Source organism: Hydrophilobacter chitinilyticus, from assembly GCF_049860745.1.
GTDB lineage: Bacteria > Pseudomonadota > Gammaproteobacteria > Burkholderiales > Burkholderiaceae_C > Rhodoferax_B.
Map to the genome: position 1 here is coordinate 1,567,565 of NZ_CP187561.1, position 16,988 is coordinate 1,584,552.

The window sequence follows — 16,988 nt, forward strand, 5'->3', positions numbered from 1 at the left end:
TTGCTTGAACCGCACAGTTTTTGGTGATTTGCCGAAGATGCTGAGCGAGTCAGGCATGTGATTTGCGGCGCTGTTAACGCAAACAGCCCGTTGCTGAACCCGAGGTAATTTTTCATGTGTCCCCACGCCCACTCCAGCGCCACCCCCAACACCACGGCTAATGTTGTCCCCGAGTCGACCGGCAAACCCGAAAGCATCGTCATCGAAGAGCGCGCGCAGCTCGACTTCAGCCAGTCCATGAGCTACGGCGACTACCTGCAGCTCGATGCGATTTTGGGTGCGCAAAAACCGCTGTCTCCTGCGCATGACGAATTGCTGTTCATCGTGCAGCACCAAACCAGCGAGCTGTGGATGAAGCTGATGTTGCACGAGCTGCATGCGGCCATCGCCTGTGTGGCGGCAGACAATCTCTCCAGCGCATTCAAGATGCTGGCGCGCGTCAGCAAGATCATGGAGCAACTGGTGCACGCCTGGGACGTGCTGGCCACCATGACGCCGCCCGAATACAGCGCCATGCGCCCGTATCTCGCCAGCTCCAGCGGCTTCCAGAGTCACCAATACCGCCGCATCGAATTCGCATTGGGTAACAAAAATGCCGCCATGCTGAAGCCGCACGCGCACCGGCCCGATCTGCTGGCCACGGTGGAAGAGGCTTACGCCGCACCGTCGCTGTACGACGAGTCGCTGCGCCTGCTGGCGCGCCGGGGCATTGCCGTGCCTGCGGCCTATCTGGAGCGTGATTGGCGTCAGCCTTATGTGGCGAGTGCCGAGGTGGAGCAAGCCTGGCTCACGGTGTACCGCGACCCGTCGCACCACTGGGATCTGTACCAATTGGGCGAAGAACTCACCGACTTGGAAGATGCGTTCCGGCTTTGGCGGTTCCGCCATGTGACGACGGTGGAGCGGGTGATTGGGTTCAAGCGCGGCACCGGTGGTACGGGCGGTGTGAGCTATCTGCGCAAGATGCTCGACGTGGTGCTGTTCCCTGAAATCTGGACGCTAAGAACGGCGCTTTGAGGCTCACCCCCAGTCTTGCCCACTTCGTGTGGCTGCCAACCCCCTTGCAGGGGGCAACATCTGCAGCCTGGCAGAGCCAGTTCTGCGATGTTTCCAAGGGGGCGGGGGCTGCCCTCATGCGCTTGTGGCGGGGGCGACGCTGTTTAAGGAAAAAGTGCTCTCAGCGCTTTCTGGATAAGCGCAGAAAGCTATTTATTTTGTAGCGTTTATGCAGCGGTGCTCGGGCCGTACAACCAAGGCATGTCGAGCAGGCGTTCTCCGCCCAGGCGCATGGCCAGGTTACGGCCCCAGCGCACGGGGCCTGTCGCGTGAAAGATGCGGCCGTTGCGTTCGGCGCGGGCTTGCACACGGGCGTTGCGTTGCCAGCGTTCTTGGGCGTAGCGGCGCAGGGCGGCGGGCACGTCGGCCGATGGGGTGAGCGCCTGGCCCAGGGCCTGGCCTAGTGCTGCGGCGTCCTCAATGGCCATGCCGGCGCCTTGCGCCAGGTAAGGGCGCATGGGGTGGGCCGCGTCGCCCAGCAACGCCACGCGGCCTAAAGCATGTTCTTGCGGGCCGCGCATGGGCGGGCGGTCGCACAGCACCCACAGGCGCCAATGGCCCACGGCGTGCACCAGGTCTTGCAGCGGGCCGCAGGTGTCGGCCAGCACGCGTTGCAGTTCGATGGCGTTGGCGGAGTGGTCCCAGTGGTCCAGGCGCTCGGGACCCAGGTTTTGCACTGGCCCCGGCAGACGGGCCTGCACGATGGCCACCACGTTCAGCCATTCGCCACCGCGCACGGGGTACTGCACCACATGCAAACGCGAACCCAGCCACACGGTGATGTTCTGGGTGCGCAGCGCTTCGGGCAACGCCGCTTGGCGCACCAGCGCGCGGTACGCCAGGTGGCCGGCCACTTCGGGCTGGCCGTCTTGCAAGAGGATCTGGCGCACGGGGCTCCACAAGCCGTCGGCGCCCACCAGGGCGTCGCCCTCGACTTCTGTACCGCAGGTCGTCACTTGGCCTGCTGGAACCGAGAGCTGGGCTTTGACGCTTATGCGGTTTTCGCTGAACTGGCGCAGCGGCGCGTTCAGGTGAACTTGGGCTGCAGCTTGCTGTTCAACGGCGGAATGCAGCAGCCGGTGCAGGTCGGCACGGTGGATGGTGACATAGGGGGCGCCATAACGCGCTTGGGTTTGCTCGCCCAGGCGCAGCTTGCCCAAGGTTTCGCCCGAGGTGGCATCGCGCACCTGTAGTTGCTGGGGCAGGGCCGCGAATTCGGCGATCAACGGCTCCAGGCCCCATGCGTTGAGTTGGCGCGTGACGTTGGGGCCGAGCTGAATGCCCGCCCCGACTTCACTGAACGCGGGCGCGCGCTCGAATAACTGCACGCCCCAACCCGCGCGGGCGCAGGCCAGAGCGGCAGCCATGCCGCCAATGCCGCCCCCCGCGATCAATACCTGTTTCGCCATACCCCGAATTCTGCCGCTTTTTACAAATCAAAACGGGGTCCAAATGCAGACTGTTGTTGTCTTACCCGGCCAGCAATTGACGCAGCACAAACGGCAAGATACCGCCGTGTCGGTAGTAGTCCACCTCGATCGGCGTGTCGATGCGCAAAATCAATTGCACCTCTTCGCGCGTGCCATCTTCACGGTGGACCACCATGGTGGCCTGGCTTTGCGGTTTGAGGTCGGGCGAGGGCAAGATGTCGATGTGCTCGCGGCCTGTGAGCCCCAGCGTCTGCCAGCTCACGCCCGGCAAGAACTGCAGCGGCAACACGCCCATGCCCACCAGGTTGCTGCGGTGGATGCGCTCAAAGCTGCGCGCCACCACGGCCTTGATGCCGAGCAACTGCGTGCCCTTGGCCGCCCAGTCGCGTGACGAGCCGGTGCCGTATTCTTCACCCGCAAAAACCACGGTGGGCCGGTTGTCTGCGATATAGCGCATGGCGGCGTCGTAGATCGGCATCTTCAGCGGCGCGCCGCCCTCGGCATCAGTGGGTTGGTAGAGCGTCAGACCGCCTTCTTCGCGCGAGCCGTCGGCTAGCGCCGGGATCATCAGATTTTTGATGCGCACATTGGCGAAGGTGCCGCGCATCATCACGTCGTGGTTGCCGCGGCGTGCGCCGTAGCTGTTGAAGTCGGCTTTTTGCACGCCGTTGGCCAGCAGCCATTGCCCGGCGGGCGAGCTTTCCTTGATGGAACCGGCGGGCGAAATATGGTCGGTGGTGATCGAGTCGCCGAACAGCGCCATGATGGTGGCGCGGTGTACCGAAACCGCATCTTTGGAGTTGCCGTCTGAGCTTTCTTCCGTTGCGCTCGGTGTGCCCAATTCAAGCGCGAAGTCTTTAAAGAATGGCGGTTCGGCAATGTAGGTGCTGGCGGGCCAGGTGTAGGCGTCGCCGGCCACGCCCTTGATCTTTTCCCACAGCTTGCCGGGCTCGGACTTCACCTTGCTGTAGTTGGCACGGAAAGCCTTGCCGTTCATGGCGTACTTCAGCAGGGCGTGGATTTCGTCGCTGCTGGGCCAGATGTCGCCCAGGTAGACCTCTTTGCCGCCACGGCCAATGCCCACGGGCTCGGTCATCAGGTCGCGCTTCATGGTGCCGGCGATGGCGTAGGCCACCACCAGCGGAGGGCTGGCCAGGAAGTTGGCCTTCAGGTTGGGATGGATGCGCGCCTCGAAGTTGCGGTTGCCGCTGAGCACGGCGGCGCACACCAAGTTGTTCTTGGTGATGGCCTCGTTCAGTTCGGGCGTGAGGTCGCCAGCGTTGCCAATACACGTGGTGCAGCCGTAGCCAGCCAGCGCAAAGCCCAGCTTTTCAAGATAGGGCAGCAGGCCGGTTTCGGTCAGGTATTCGGTGACGATGCGCGAGCCGGGAGCCAGCGAGGTCTTGATGTGCGGCTGCACCTTCAAGCCCGCTTCGACCGCCTTCTTTGCCAGCAAGCCTGCGGCCAGCAACACGCTGGGGTTGGAGGTGTTGGTGCAACTGGTGATGGCGGCGATCAACACGTCGCCATTGCCTACGGTGATGTCGCTGGTGCGGCTGGTGTGCGTGGTGGCGACTGTGGTCGCCATGGTGGGCTTGTTGCCTTCCATTTCTACCACTTGGCGTGGCGCACCATGGGGTGTTGGCGGATGGGCGGGGGCTGTGTGCGCTGGGATCTCGGGGTACACCGCGTGGCGTTGCGCCAATTCATCCGCTGGGCGATTGAAGCCGTTTTCTGCGGTGGGTAGGCTGAACAGCGACTGGAAGGTGTGTGCCACGTTGCCCAGTTCGATGCGGTCTTGCGGGCGCTTGGGGCCGGCCAGGCTGGGGGTCACGTCGCCCAGGTCGAGCTTGACCACTTGCGAGAAGTCGATTTCGCCCGCAAGCGGCACACCAAACAAGCCTTGCGCGCGGAAGTAGGCTTCAAACGCGTCGATCTCGGTTTTGGTGCGGCCGGTGCCTTTGAAATAGTCGATGGTGCGTTCGTCCACCGGGAAGAAGCCCATGGTGGCGCCGTACTCGGGCGCCATGTTGGCGATGGTGGCGCGGTCTGGCAGGGCGAGCGTGCGCGTGCCCTCGCCGAAGAATTCAACGAATTTGCCCACCACCTTGGCATGGCGCAGGATCTCGGTGACGCTGAGCACCAAGTCGGTGGCGGTGACGCCTTCGCGCAAGCGGCCGGTCAACTCGAAACCCACCACGTCTGGGGTCAACATGTAAACCGGTTGGCCCAGCATGGCGGCTTCAGCCTCGATGCCGCCCACGCCCCAGCCGACCACGCCGATGCCGTTGATCATGGTGGTGTGGCTGTCGGTGCCCACCAGAGTATCGGGGTAATACACTCCGTCAGAAGTGCGGTGTACGCCGCGCGCCAAGTATTCCAGGTTCACCTGGTGGACGATGCCGAAGCCGGGCGGCACCACGCCGAAGGTCTTGAAGGCCTGCATGCCCCACTTCATGAACTCGTAACGCTCGCGGTTGCGCTGGAATTCCAGCTTCATGTTGAGGTCGAGCGCTTTCTTGGTGCCGAAGTAGTCGACCATGATGGAGTGGTCGACCACCAGATCCACCGGCACCAGGGGCTCGATGCGGCCAACCTTTTTGCCCAGCTTGAGCGCCACGCTGCGCATGGCAGCGAGGTCGGCAAGCAACGGTACCCCGGTAAAGTCTTGCAAAACTACGCGCGACACCACAAACGGAATTTCGTCCACGCGCTCTGCGTTGGGAAGCCAGTGAGCAACCTCCTTGACCTGCTGCGCTGTGACACGTTTGCCATCGCAATTGCGTAAAACCGACTCGAGCACGATGCGCATCGACACCGGTAAGCGGTTCACGCTGGGGTAGGTCTTGGCCAGTGCTGGCAGTGAGTAGAAACTGCCGGAGGTGCCGGAAGCGGTCTTGAACGTCTTGACCGTGGATGCAAAGGGATGGGGCGTTTTCAGGCGTGCGGGCTTTTTCATCAACGTTGCCTTTCAGAGTGGGTGAAATTGATTGTGGACCAAACGAGCATCCCTGGCGATGACCAAGCGGTTCTCGTCAGCAATCGCCGCGATAGCTGGCCTCTGTGACGGATTACTTTTTTGCGTACAAAACTATAAAAAGCGTGTCGAATACACAAAAAATGTTGCTTCTAGCAGGGAGCAACTGACGAGGTGCCTTGAGGAGCGCGTGATAATTCCAAGGTTCATTAATCGCAAATCGTCTGCGGTTAATATCGTCATTCGAACCAATATAAAAAATCATAAGCACGCACTGATTTCCATGGCCATATCAATTAAAGCGAACAAGTGCTTCGGGTTGAAACACTCGGAAATCGTCCAGTTGGCATTTGGTGCGCCAGTGGGGGGGCGATCCTTGCGGGTCTTGGCTGGTGTAGAGGGTGTATTCCGAGCATGATCAAGTTATTCAACCACTACCTGCATAAGCGGACACTTCAGCAGGTCTTCTTCGATTTGGGGCTGGTGATTTTGGCGGTGCTCCTCACCGTCTTATGGCGAGGCGAAGACACCACCGCAACTGTCTCACTCGTCGGCCATGCCTGCCTGCTGGCGCTGGGCATGTTGATGATCAATGCCGGGCTGGGCTTCTACCAACGCGTGCACAACCGGTCACTGAGCCAATCTCGTGCACGTGCTGTGCTGTCGCTCATCATGGCGGTTCCGCTCACATACTTGGTATTTGCGCTGTTCCCGTCGCAGTTGGCCAATCGCGAAACCATTGTGATGTCGGCCATGCTGGGGGTGTTGGTCATGATGCTGCACCGTGTCTATGTGGCGCATTCGACGCCGCAGTCCATGCTGCGCCATCGTGTATTGGTGTTCGGCACCGGGCCGCGCGCCGCACTGGTGGGCAAAACGCTGAAAAATGAAGATCCGCACGTTGATGTGGTCGGTTACTACGCCAGCCCCAACGAAGCAGAAGCGGAAGTGTCTGCCTGGGGTATTTTGTCGAAGCACAAATCGCTGACTGATACTGCACTTGAGCTTGAAGTCGATGAAATTGTGGTGGCACTGATGGAGCGCCGGGGAGGCAGTATGCCCTTACGCGAGTTGCTGGACTGCAAGCTTCACGGTGTGCGGGTGGTAGACGTTGCCACCCACTTCGAAAAAACGAAAGGCCAAATCCGGCTTGATTCCGTCAACGCTGGCTGGTTGATTTTTGGCGATGGTTTTAGCCAAGATGGTCTGCGCACGTTCGTGAAGCGCTTGTTCGATATCTTCAGTGCATTGGTGCTGATTTTGATCAGCTTGCCCATCATGCTGGTCACCATGCTGCTGATTACATTGGAGAGCAAGGGGCCGATTTTCTACAAGCAGGAGCGTGTCGGATTCAATGGCCGCTTGTTCAATGTGATCAAGTTTCGCAGCATGCGGACCGATGCTGAAAAAGATGGCAAGCCGCGTTGGGCCGCCGCCCAAGATGACCGCGTGACCCGAGTGGGGCGCATCATCCGCAAAATCCGTATTGACGAGTTGCCCCAATTGTTTTGCGTACTGGCCGGCGATATGAGCATGGTGGGCCCTCGCCCCGAGCGCCCTTATTTCGTTGACCAACTCACGCGTCAAATTCCGTACTATGCGGTGCGCCAAAGTGTGAAGCCAGGTGTGACCGGCTGGGCGCAGGTGCGGTACCACTATGGTGCAACGCTGGAAGATTCGGCAGAGAAGTTGCAATACGACCTGTACTACGTCAAAAATCACTCGTTGTTTCTCGACATCGTGATTTTGTTTGAAACAGTAGGTGTTGTACTTCTGGCAAAAGGCTCGCGCTAAGTTGGCCTGGACGCAATGCCTATCGTGGGCTCGTTACGGCTGAACAATGGATAGCGAAAATTTTGGTTTGATGTTATGGGGCTATGGACTGGTGGGACTGGTCTATGGTCTTTTTCTTTTGCGCCTGTTGTGGGTCAGCACGCTTTCGCGGCCGTTGGCGCTGAGCGCTGTATCCCTTGTCGTGGCTGTATTTTGTAGCGCAGCCTGGGGCACCCTGGAAGCTGGCTTTCTCTCTACAGGCCATCCGTTGTATGAACAGCTTGGGCGCTTGGTGGACTGGGGACGTTACGCTGGCTGGCTGGGGTTCATGGTTGTGCTGTGTCGCCCCAATCAAACGGACAGGCTACCCAGTTCTATCTCCGCTTTGCCACTGGTGAGCATTTTGCTGATGGCTGCCAGCTTTGCTGTGCAGGGGCAGACATGGATACGTCCAACTTCGGTTGCAGAGGACTCTAATCTGCTGCTGATGAGTTCCATGGCGATGTCGGTTTTGGCTTTGGTGTGGCTTGAGCAGGTTTACCGCAACGTCACCGAAGATTCCCGCTGGAACGTCAAACCACTGTGCTTGGGCCTGGCCGGTACGTTTCTATTTGATTTGTACCTGTACTCCCAAGCCGTGTTGTTCAACAAGCTTGACGCAGACGCACTCAGCATTCGCGGATTCGTCCATGCTTTGATGATGCCGCTACTGCTTCTTTCGACTTTGCGGCGTCGAGACTGGATCACCAAGATCCGTATTTCGCAAAGGGCTGCGTTTCATTCTGCAACCTTGTTTGCGGCTGGCATTTACCTGCTTTTTATCTCCGGCGTCGGCTATTACGTTCGCTACTTCGGCGGCGAGTGGGGTCGTGCACTGCAATTGGGATTGATCTTTTCGGCGCTTGTTGTGTTGATGATTTTGGCTTTTTCCGGATCTGTTCGGGCCAAATTCAAGGTGTTTGTTGGAAAGCATTTCTTCCGGTACCGTTACGATTACCGGGAAGAATGGCTTAGGTTCACCCAAACTCTTTCGTCAAGCGACGTGCCGCAGGAAATGGGTCACAAGGTGATTAGAGGTTTGGCCGATATGCTGGAAAGCCCAGGCGGCGGCCTCTGGCTAAAAAGTGGGGGCGATGCTGCTTTTAGACAAACGGCACGTTGGAATTTGGCAAAAACCGAGATAGAGGAAAGTGCCGACTCACCTTTCTGCCTGTTCCTGATGAAAAGCCGCTGGGTGGTGAACCTTGCTGAGTTTCGTTCGTTCCCGCAGCGGTACGGTGATCTGGTTTTGCCTGCGTGGTTGCATGAGATACCCCATGCGTGGCTGGTTGTCCCGCTGATTGTGGGCGACAACATGATTGGTTTCGTGCTGCTGGCCAGCGCCAGAACGAACTTTGATGTGAACTGGGAGGTTAATGATCTTCTGAAAACCGCCAGCCGACAGGCCGCTAGCTTTCTCTCTCAGATGCAGGCCACCGAAGCCTTGCTCGAAGTTCGGAAGTTTGACGCATTTAACAAAATGTCGGCATTTGTCGTGCACGACCTCAAGAACATCGTGACCCAGTTGTCACTGATGATGAAGAATGCCAAAAGACTGCACGATAACCCTGAATTTCAGCAAGACATGCTGATGACGGTTGAGAATTCGTTGGACAGAATGCGGCAGCTGATGCTTCAATTGCGCGAGGGTTCAACCCCTACTGGCGTTGCTGTTGGAGTTGATCTTTTCAACGTTGTCCAACGCATCTCCGCTGTGGCGGCTAAACGTGGCCGGCAGTTGGAGGTTGAGATGACGGATCGCGTGGTCACTAGAGGGCACGAGGAGCGACTGGAACGCATCATTGGGCATGTCGTCCAGAACGCGTTTGATGCGACCGAGTCGTCCGGTCATGTCTGGTTGAAATTTGGTCGTGTCAGTGGTCAAGCGTGCATCGAAGTGCGCGACACAGGGCAAGGCATGTCGGAAGAGTTTGTCCGAGAGCGACTGTTCAAACCGTTTCAAACAACAAAAAAAGCAGGTATGGGTATTGGAGCTTATGAGAGCTTCCAGTATGTACAGGAAGTGGGTGGAAAAATTTTGGTCGATAGTGAACTCTCCAAAGGAACTCGGGTGTGTATTTTTCTTCCGTTATTTGATGTCCAGCTTGGTTCCGATTTGCGCGAGCGGGAGGAGGCATGAGCTTGGATACCGCACGTTCCTTACTGATTGTTGAAGACGATCTCGCACTTCAAAAGCAAATCAAGTGGTCGGTCGATAAATTCGATTCTGTGACGGCGTCTGATCGCGAAAGCGCCTTGGTGCAATTGCGGCGCCATTCGCCGGCTGTGGTGACCATGGATTTGGGGCTTCCTCCAGATGCCGATGGGGTTTCTGAAGGCTTCAAGTTGTTGGAGCAAATACTTTCTGCTCAAGCGGACACCAAGGTCATCGTTCTGACGGGACAAAACGATCAAGCCAATGCCCTACGTGCCGTGGCCTTGGGAGCTTATGATTTTTTTGCAAAACCCTTTGAGCCTGAGCTTTTGAATCTCACGATCGAGCGGGCGTTTCGGATGTTTGAATTGCAAAAGGAAAATCGGCGCCTGCAAAGCATGCATCAACCGGACGCCCTTTCCGGCTTGGTGACTCGAGACCCCGAGATGCTTCGCATCTGTCGCACGATCGAAAAAGTTGCGGCGAGTACCGCTACCGTGATGTTGCTGGGTGAAAGTGGTACCGGGAAAGAAGTGCTCGCCCGCGGTCTTCATCAGAGTTCTCCTCGCAAGGGGGGCAAATTCGTGGCCATCAATTGCGCGGCTATTCCAGAAAATTTGCTCGAAAGTGAACTGTTTGGGTATGAAAAGGGTGCTTTTACCGGTGCCGCCAAAACCACCATCGGAAAAATAGAGACGGCGAATGGTGGTACGTTGATGCTGGATGAGATCGGCGACCTACCATTCCCGCTGCAGGCCAAACTGCTGCGTTTTATCCAAGAACGAACAATCGAACGGGTGGGCGGTCGGCAGGAAATACCTGTTGATGTCCGCATCGTCTGTGCAACACACCAAGATCTGAATGCGCTGAGTAAGGAAGGGCGTTTCCGTGAGGACTTGTACTACCGCTTGGCTGAAATTGTGGTCAACATTCCGCCACTGCGTAGCCGCAAGGGTGATGCCGCGCTGTTGGCTCACTCCTTCTTGCGTCGTTTCGCTGAGGAACAAAACCGGGGTAGCTTGCACCTGAGTGAAGGTGCTTTGCGAAGTATCGAAAGCTACTCTTGGCCAGGCAACATTCGAGAGCTTGAAAACTGTATCAAACGGGCGGTCATCATGGCTGACGGGAATCAGATTCTTGCTGACGATATCGGCCTATCCATCTCTGAAGAAAGCATTGAAGAACAGTCGTTGGACTTACGGGTTATCCGTGAAAACGCAGAAAAAGGTGCGCTGATTCAGGCATTGAGTCGCGTGAATGGAAATATCGCCAAGGCCGCGGAGTTATTAGGCGTGAGTCGACCGACGCTTTACGACCTGATGCACCGCCTTGGTTTGAAGTGATGCCGAGAATTGGATAAGGAATGTTGATGGACATGAAGCAAGTAAATTTTTCTAAAGCACTTTTGGTGGCGTTATTGCCCTTGGTGCTCGTGGCGTGTGGCGGAGACGATCCTCAGAAAATGTTGGCTTCTGCCAAAGAGTATCTAGCGAAGAAAGATAATGCGGCCGCTCTGATTCAAATCAAAAATGCGCTGCAAGCGCAGCCAGAGTCAGGCGAAGGCCGTTACCTGCTTGGGCTGACTTTGTTGAATTCTGGCAATCCGGCTGGTGCTGAAATTGAGTTGGATAAGGCCCGTCGCTTGAAGTACGACGATGAAAAGGTCGTTCCTCTTTTGGCCAAGGCCATGGCCGTCCAAGGCAAATATCGGAAGATCACGGACGATCTGGCTGGTGTTCAGCTGACTTCGCCCGAGGCCAAGTCAGAGTTTCTGATCGCACTGAGCAATGCGTATTCAGCTCAGGGGAAGTCAGACGAGTCACGAAATGCACTGAACAATGCATTGACAGCCAACCCCAATAACGTCGATGCATTGGTGGCGCAGGCCCGTCGGGAGGCCGCAAATGGCAACTCAGCAGAGGCGTTGACGCAGGCTGACGCGCTCGTTGTGAAATATGCAAATAACCCTGAGACCTGGCGCCTCAAGGCGGACATTTTGCAATATGCCAAAGGGGATTCCGATGGTGCTTTGCAAGCTTACAACAAATCGATTGAAGTCAAAAAAGACTATATGCCCGGCCATGCTGGGGCATTAACTGTCTATCTTCAAAAGGGAGATATTGCTGGCGCTAGTAAACAGCTGGATGCTTTGAAAGCAGTGGCGCCCAATCATCCACAAACAAAGTATTTCGAAGCGCAAATTGCCTATCAGGGGCGAAACTATGAAAAGGTGCGAGAAATCACTCAGCAAATCTTGCGGGTGGCACCTGACAACGTCAAAACCCTGCAGTTGGCTGGTGCTGCCGAGTTCCAGCTTCGCTCCTATCTTCAGGCTGAAGTCTATTTAAGTAAGACCTTGCAAGCGGTGCCGCAATTGCTGCCTGCACGCCGTTTGTTAACGCTGACTTACTTGCGAAGCGGGCAGCCGGAAAAGGCGATGGCCACGTTGAATCCGGCATTAAATCCTGAGCCCAAAGATGCTGATCTTTTGTCCTTGGCGGGCGAAGTATTTTTGCAAAACGGGAATGTGGCGCGAGCGCAAGATTACTTTGCCAAATCGGCCAAGTTGGATCCTAAGGATGCTCGGAAACGCACATCGTTGGCGCTGACCCACATGATGGGGGGTGACGTCGACTCAGCATTTGGTGAGCTACAAGATATTGCTGCTAGTGATTCTGGCGTGACGGCCGATTTAGCGCTGATCAGCGCGCATTTGCGCCGTAGTGAGTATGACAAGGCATTGAAGGCCATTGATGGTTTTGAGAAGAAGCAACCAGACAGTCCATTGGCTCCAAATTTGCGCGGCCAGACTCAGTTGGCGATGAAGAACAATGCTGCAGCTCGCAAGAGTTTTGAGGCAGCATTGAAGATAAATCCCACTTATTTCCCGGCGGTAGCAAGTTTGGCTACTCTGGATCTGGCCGACAAAAAGCCAGATATGGCCAAGACCCGTTTTGAGTCGGTTTTGGCCAAGGAGCCTAAGAACCCTCAGGCTATGCTGGCCTTGGCTGAACTCGCCCAAAACCAAGGCGCAAGCAAGCAAGAAGTGGCTGATTTGATTAACAAAGCTATTGCGGCGAATCCCAATGATGCCGCTCCGCGGATCATGTTGATCGAACTGATGCTGCGTGAGAAAGACGTGAAGCAGGCACTCGTTGCCGCGCAAGCTGGCGTGACAGCCATGCCCGACAATCGCACCTTGCAAGACGCATTGGGGCGTACCCAACTGCTGTCGGGTGACATCAATCAAGCGCTAGCGACCTTCGGGAAAATGGCAAGCCAACAGCCTAATGCTACGCAGCCTCACTTGCGTCTGGCCGAGGCTTACCTCGCTGATAACAAAAAGACAGAAGCTGCCCAGAGCTTGGCCAAGGCAATTGAAATCAAGCCAGACTTGCTGCCTGCGCAACGTGGTTTGATCATGTTGGACGTGTCCGCAGAACGGTATCAGGCGGCTTTGAATACGGCCCGTACCATACAGCGCCAAAGACCTAAGGAACCCGCAGGTTTTGCTCTTGAAGGAGACATTTTCGCTGCGCAGAAAAAATGGGATGAAGCAGTGCAGTCCTATCAAGCCGGACTGAAGGCGACGCGGTCGGTTGAACTGGCGATTAAAGTGCATGGGGCATACACCGTGGCTGGAAAGAAGGCTGAAGCCGATCAATTTGCCGCCGCATGGCTGAAAGATCATCCCAATGACATGGGGTTTATGTTCTATTTAGGCGATTCGGCCTTGACGCGCAAAGACATGCCAACTGCTGAGAAGTACTATGGGGCGGTGGTGCAGGCCCAGCCTGAGAACGCGCCAGCTCTGAATAACTTGGCCTGGGTCAGTGGGCAGTTGAGGAGAGACAAGGCCCTGAGTTATGCCGAAAAAGCGGTCAACCTGATGCCAAAGCAAGCTGCGTTTACGGACACATTGGCAATGCTGCTGCTTGATCAAAACGATTACCCGAAAGCGCTGGACTGGAGCAAAAAGACATTGGCGATGCAGCCGGATAACCCTGTGTTTAAGCTGAATCTGGCCAAGGTGTATGTGAAGTCTGGCGATAAGAGCAACGCTAAACCCATACTGCAGGAGTTGGCCAAATTGGGTGATAAGTTTTCCGGCAAAGCTGAAGTTGACGAAATGCTGAAGAGCCTTTGACGCGATGACGGTCGAGCGAGATACCGTCGCAATTCCAGGTATCGACTCTCGCGAGAGTTGTACCGCTGTGACTCGCCGAGGTTTTGGCGGGCGGCTGGCACTTGCGGTGTTGGCGAGTGGCTTGGGCTGGACCTCTGCCGCACGCGCAGACCTGGCAGATGTGATTCCACAGGTCAAACCTTCAGTGGTGATTGTGGGTTACTACAAGGCCACCAACAGCCCACGTTTCGGTTTACGTGGTACGGGCTTTGTGGTCGGTGAAGGCAACCGCGTCATCACCAACGCCCATGTGTTGATGGCACCAGAGGAGGAAGACGGTCGCGACCTGGTGGTGAATGTGCGCACCTCCAAAGATGGCTGGGAAACACGGCGGGCGACAGTGCTTGAAATTGACGCCACGCACGATGTGGCGGCGTTGCAGGTCGAGGGCCCGCCACTTCCGGGCTTGCGTGTGCGTGACTCAGATACGGTCAAAGAGGGGCAGTCGGTGGCCTTCATGGGTTTTCCGATTGGCGGTGCCCTTGGTTTTTCGCCTGTCACCCATCGTGCGATGATTTCCTCCATTACCACTATTTCTCTGCCTGCTGCGACTGGTCGTCAGCTATCAGAAAAAGTGATCCGCAGCTTGCGAGACGGAAATTTCAGCATTTTTCAACTGGATGGAACGGCGTACCCTGGGAACAGTGGGGGGCCCCTATTTGATATCGCCACGGGTGAGGTGGTTGGCGTGGTCAATTCGACCTTTGTCAAAGGCACACGCGAGGCCGCTTTAACCAATCCTTCGGGCATCAGCTACGCTATCCCGAGTAAGTTTTTTGCCGAACTGCTGGCGCGGCAAAAGCCACGCTAAAACGGCCTGCCTCAGGCCGTCGTCAACTTGCGATGGCTGTGTCTTCCGTCTTCGGCGTGATGCGCGACACCATCACCTGGTCGATGCGATAGCTGTCCACATCGAGCACCTCAAACTTGTAGTTGCCCCACACCACGGTGTCGGTGCGTCGTGGTACACGGCGCAACATCACCATCATGAAACCAGCCAGGGTTTCGTATTCTTCGGCGTGCGGTAGCTCGCTGAGTGACAAGGCGTGCAAGACGTCTTCAATGGCCGTGATGCCGTCTATGAGCCAGGAGTTTTCGTCGCGGCGCACGATCTGGTCTTCTTCTGGCGCATTGGAGATCAAGTCGCCCATCACTGTGCTCATCACGTCGTTTAGTGTGACCACGCCCACCACCAAGCTGTACTCGTTGATGATGACCGCGAAGTCTTCGTGTACCTGCCTGAACTGTTCGAGCACTTCGCCCAAGGTGAGACGGTCAGGCACCATCACCACCTTGCGGACCAGTGCGTCATCTTTAAGCGAAATGGTTTGGTTGTTGAGCACACGCTGGAACAGATCTTTGGCGTCGACGTAGCCCACCACGTGATCGATGTCGCGCTCGCACACCGGGTAGGTGGAATAGGGCTCCGCCGCAATGCGCAGGCGCACCACGTGGTCGGGGTCGTCGGTTAAGAAATAAGCAATGTGGTCGCGCGGCGTCATGGCGCTCGACACGGTGCGAATGTCGAGCTCGAACACGTTTTCGATCACGCGCTGGCCGCGTTCTTCGAGCACGCCAGCGCGGGTACCGGCTTCGGCCATGGCCAGAATGTCAGCCGAGGTCACGCGGTCATCACGCACCGTGGGTAACCCCAGCAAGTGGGCTAGCCAGTCAGCGCATTTGCTGTAGATCCACACCAACGGCATCAGCACAGTGACGCACACCATCATCGGGGCAATGACCCGCACAGCCACTTGTTCCGGTTGCGTCATGCCCAGGCGTTTCGGTAGCAGGTCGGCCAGCAAGATGAACAAGGACGTGATGACGAAGAACGAGCAGGCAAAGCCCACGGTTTCAGCCACATCAAGATCAAGCCATACGGCAAAGATCATGGTGAGGCTGGGGCTGAGTGCACCTTCACCCACGATACCGCCCAGGATGGCGACAGCATTGAGGCCGATTTGCACGACAGTGAAGTAGTGGGCCGGGTCGTCTTGCACCCGCATCACACGCTCGGCGCGCTTGTCGCCGTCGTCAGCCAACTGCAGTAGCCGTACACGGCGCGAAGCGGCCAGCGAAATTTCGGCGATGGAGAAGAAGGCGCTGGCGATGATCAGCGCTGCGATCAGCAGGAGACTGGTTGAAAAATTCATAGGTGCTGCGCGTCACCCACCTGAAGTGGGCATGCGCAGCACCAGTTTAGCGAGCTTCGGTGCAACTGCTACTGAATGAAACCCATACGTGTTTTACTGGCGCCACTGCGGGGTAGATCGTCTACCTTTAAAGCCTCGCGTGCATCAAGCCGTGCATTGCCAAAGGCCGTCATCAGCGCTCGGCGCATTTCGCGCGGTGGCAGCTCGGCCAACACGTCCAACACATCGTCTGTAGGTGCGGGTTGAAAGCGTTGGCCCCAACCATGTTCGGCGCGAATCGATTTGTACAAATTGCCCCCGATCTGGCGTGCGGCCTCGGGTGATGGTGACTCCACTTCAAACACGTTCATGCGGTTGAGGATGGGCTCGGGAATGCCGCGCGCATCGTTCGCGGTGGTGATCCAGATCACCTGGCTCGCATCAATCGCCACCTCGGCAAACTCGTCCATGAAGCTCTGGGCCGTGTCGTGTTCCAGCAAGCTGTAGAGCGCGCCCAATGGGTCGTATTGCGCATCGGCGCTGGCCTTGTCGATCTCGTCGATGACCATCACGGGGTTGGCGTATTCACCGTCGACCAGCGCCTCAAACACCTTGCCCGGCTTGGCCCCTTTCCACTGCGAGCTTGAGCCTGACAACAGCCAGCCAGCCGTCATCGAACTCATCGGCACCAGGCTCATGCCGGTGCCTAGCAGATCTGCCAACTTGCGCGCGAAGTGAGTTTTGCCTATGCCCGGCGGTCCAAGCAGCAAGATGGGGGTGACCTCTAACCCATCGGGGCAATCTTGGCTCAGCGCGACGTGGCGGCGTACGTCGTCCAGTACATCGGTGAAGTTGGGCAGGGCCTCGTACAGCGGGTTCATGTTTGGCACGCCAGAAGGCTTGACCTGGAAGCGTTCGGGGCCGCGCTCCAGCATGCGTTCGTAAGTGGTGCGCAGGTTTTCGTGTTCGCGGCCCGGTAACTTGGCCAGTTTGCGTTCAACGTCTTGGGTCTGGAAAACGCTGCGCACACTGGCGACCGGGAGATGAAAGCTGGCTGCATGCGGGACAAGGCTGCGTGACTCCATCGGGACCTCCTGCTGAAGAAGACGTCTTCATTCCAGCATAAGCCGTGCCAAGGGGCAATGTGCGTTATTCACGGTTTGTTGCGTCTTTGCATATTTGTGCCAAGTTCATGCGCCCATTAGTTTCGAATGCTGCAAACGAACAAGCCCGCAAAGGC

Annotated in this window: 10 protein-coding genes; 6 read left to right on the top strand and 4 right to left on the bottom strand. The window is 57.1% G+C overall.

The genetic code is table 11. The annotated features are described in order from the left end of the window. Positions 1-114 precede the first annotated feature (114 nt). The gene (gene kynA, locus ACPWMG_RS07080) at positions 115-1,017 is read left to right on the top strand and encodes a tryptophan 2,3-dioxygenase (protein WP_483303946.1); all 903 of its coding nucleotides are present in this window, start codon (positions 115-117) and stop codon (positions 1,015-1,017) included. A gap of 206 nt (positions 1,018-1,223) precedes the next feature. Here the strand turns inward: kynA and ACPWMG_RS07085 are convergent, their stop codons facing one another. Next, positions 1,224-2,465, bottom strand: a complete 1,242-nt coding sequence (locus ACPWMG_RS07085; protein ID WP_483303947.1) for an FAD-dependent monooxygenase — start codon at positions 2,463-2,465, stop codon at positions 1,224-1,226. 61 nt (positions 2,466-2,526) lie between these two features. Beyond that, on the bottom strand, positions 2,527-5,445 hold the full coding sequence (locus ACPWMG_RS07090; protein ID WP_483303948.1) for an aconitate hydratase: 2,919 nt from the start codon (positions 5,443-5,445) through the stop codon (positions 2,527-2,529). A gap of 327 nt (positions 5,446-5,772) precedes the next feature. On the opposite strand from ACPWMG_RS07090, the gene ACPWMG_RS07095 reads away from it, so the two are divergent. From ACPWMG_RS07095 to ACPWMG_RS07115, 5 genes are read left to right on the top strand one after another with little or no spacing between them, the layout of a single operon-like run. Next, complete coding sequence (locus ACPWMG_RS07095; protein ID WP_483303949.1) at positions 5,773-7,257, top strand: TIGR03013 family XrtA/PEP-CTERM system glycosyltransferase; 1,485 nt, start codon at positions 5,773-5,775, stop codon at positions 7,255-7,257. A 46-nt stretch (positions 7,258-7,303) separates the two neighbouring features. Then, entirely contained in the window at positions 7,304-9,415 is a 2,112-nt protein-coding gene (gene prsK / locus ACPWMG_RS07100) for an XrtA/PEP-CTERM system histidine kinase PrsK (RefSeq protein ID WP_483303950.1), read from the top strand. Then, positions 9,412-10,773 (top strand): PEP-CTERM-box response regulator transcription factor, encoded by a 1,362-nt coding sequence (prsR, locus tag ACPWMG_RS07105; protein WP_483303951.1) that lies wholly within the window; start codon positions 9,412-9,414, stop codon positions 10,771-10,773. Before prsK ends, prsR begins: the two co-directional genes overlap by 4 nt. 26 nt (positions 10,774-10,799) lie before the next feature. Next, positions 10,800-13,577 (top strand): XrtA/PEP-CTERM system TPR-repeat protein PrsT, encoded by a 2,778-nt coding sequence (gene prsT, locus ACPWMG_RS07110; protein WP_483303952.1) that lies wholly within the window; start codon positions 10,800-10,802, stop codon positions 13,575-13,577. 4 nt (positions 13,578-13,581) lie between these two features. Then, on the top strand, positions 13,582-14,427 hold the full coding sequence (locus tag ACPWMG_RS07115) for a S1 family peptidase (protein WP_483303953.1): 846 nt from the start codon (positions 13,582-13,584) through the stop codon (positions 14,425-14,427). A 22-nt stretch (positions 14,428-14,449) separates the two neighbouring features. Here the strand turns inward: ACPWMG_RS07115 and paeA are convergent, their stop codons facing one another. Next, a complete protein-coding gene (gene paeA, locus ACPWMG_RS07120) occupies positions 14,450-15,769 on the bottom strand; it encodes a polyamine export protein PaeA (protein ID WP_483303954.1) in 1,320 nt (439 codons plus the stop codon). Between the two features lie 68 nt (positions 15,770-15,837). Beyond that, positions 15,838-16,833: an AAA family ATPase gene (locus ACPWMG_RS07125; RefSeq protein WP_483303955.1), complete on the bottom strand. Its 996-nt coding sequence runs from the start codon at positions 16,831-16,833 to the stop codon at positions 15,838-15,840. Positions 16,834-16,988 lie beyond the last annotated feature (155 nt).

What these genes read in the sequence shown, in the direction of transcription:
- prsT (WP_483303952.1), top strand. Translation starts at nt 10,800, where the DNA reads ATGGACATGAAGCAAGTAAATTTTTCTAAAGCACTTTTGGTGGCGTTA.
- prsK (WP_483303950.1), top strand. Translation starts at nt 7,304, where the DNA reads ATGGATAGCGAAAATTTTGGTTTGATGTTATGGGGCTATGGACTGGTG.
- prsR (WP_483303951.1), top strand. Translation starts at nt 9,412, where the DNA reads ATGAGCTTGGATACCGCACGTTCCTTACTGATTGTTGAAGACGATCTC.
- ACPWMG_RS07115 (WP_483303953.1), top strand. Translation starts at nt 13,582, where the DNA reads ATGACGGTCGAGCGAGATACCGTCGCAATTCCAGGTATCGACTCTCGC.
- ACPWMG_RS07085 (WP_483303947.1), bottom strand. Translation starts at nt 2,465, where the DNA reads ATGGCGAAACAGGTATTGATCGCGGGGGGCGGCATTGGCGGCATGGCT.
- ACPWMG_RS07090 (WP_483303948.1), bottom strand. Translation starts at nt 5,445, where the DNA reads ATGAAAAAGCCCGCACGCCTGAAAACGCCCCATCCCTTTGCATCCACG.
- kynA (WP_483303946.1), top strand. Translation starts at nt 115, where the DNA reads ATGTGTCCCCACGCCCACTCCAGCGCCACCCCCAACACCACGGCTAAT.
- paeA (WP_483303954.1), bottom strand. Translation starts at nt 15,769, where the DNA reads ATGAATTTTTCAACCAGTCTCCTGCTGATCGCAGCGCTGATCATCGCC.
- ACPWMG_RS07125 (WP_483303955.1), bottom strand. Translation starts at nt 16,833, where the DNA reads ATGGAGTCACGCAGCCTTGTCCCGCATGCAGCCAGCTTTCATCTCCCG.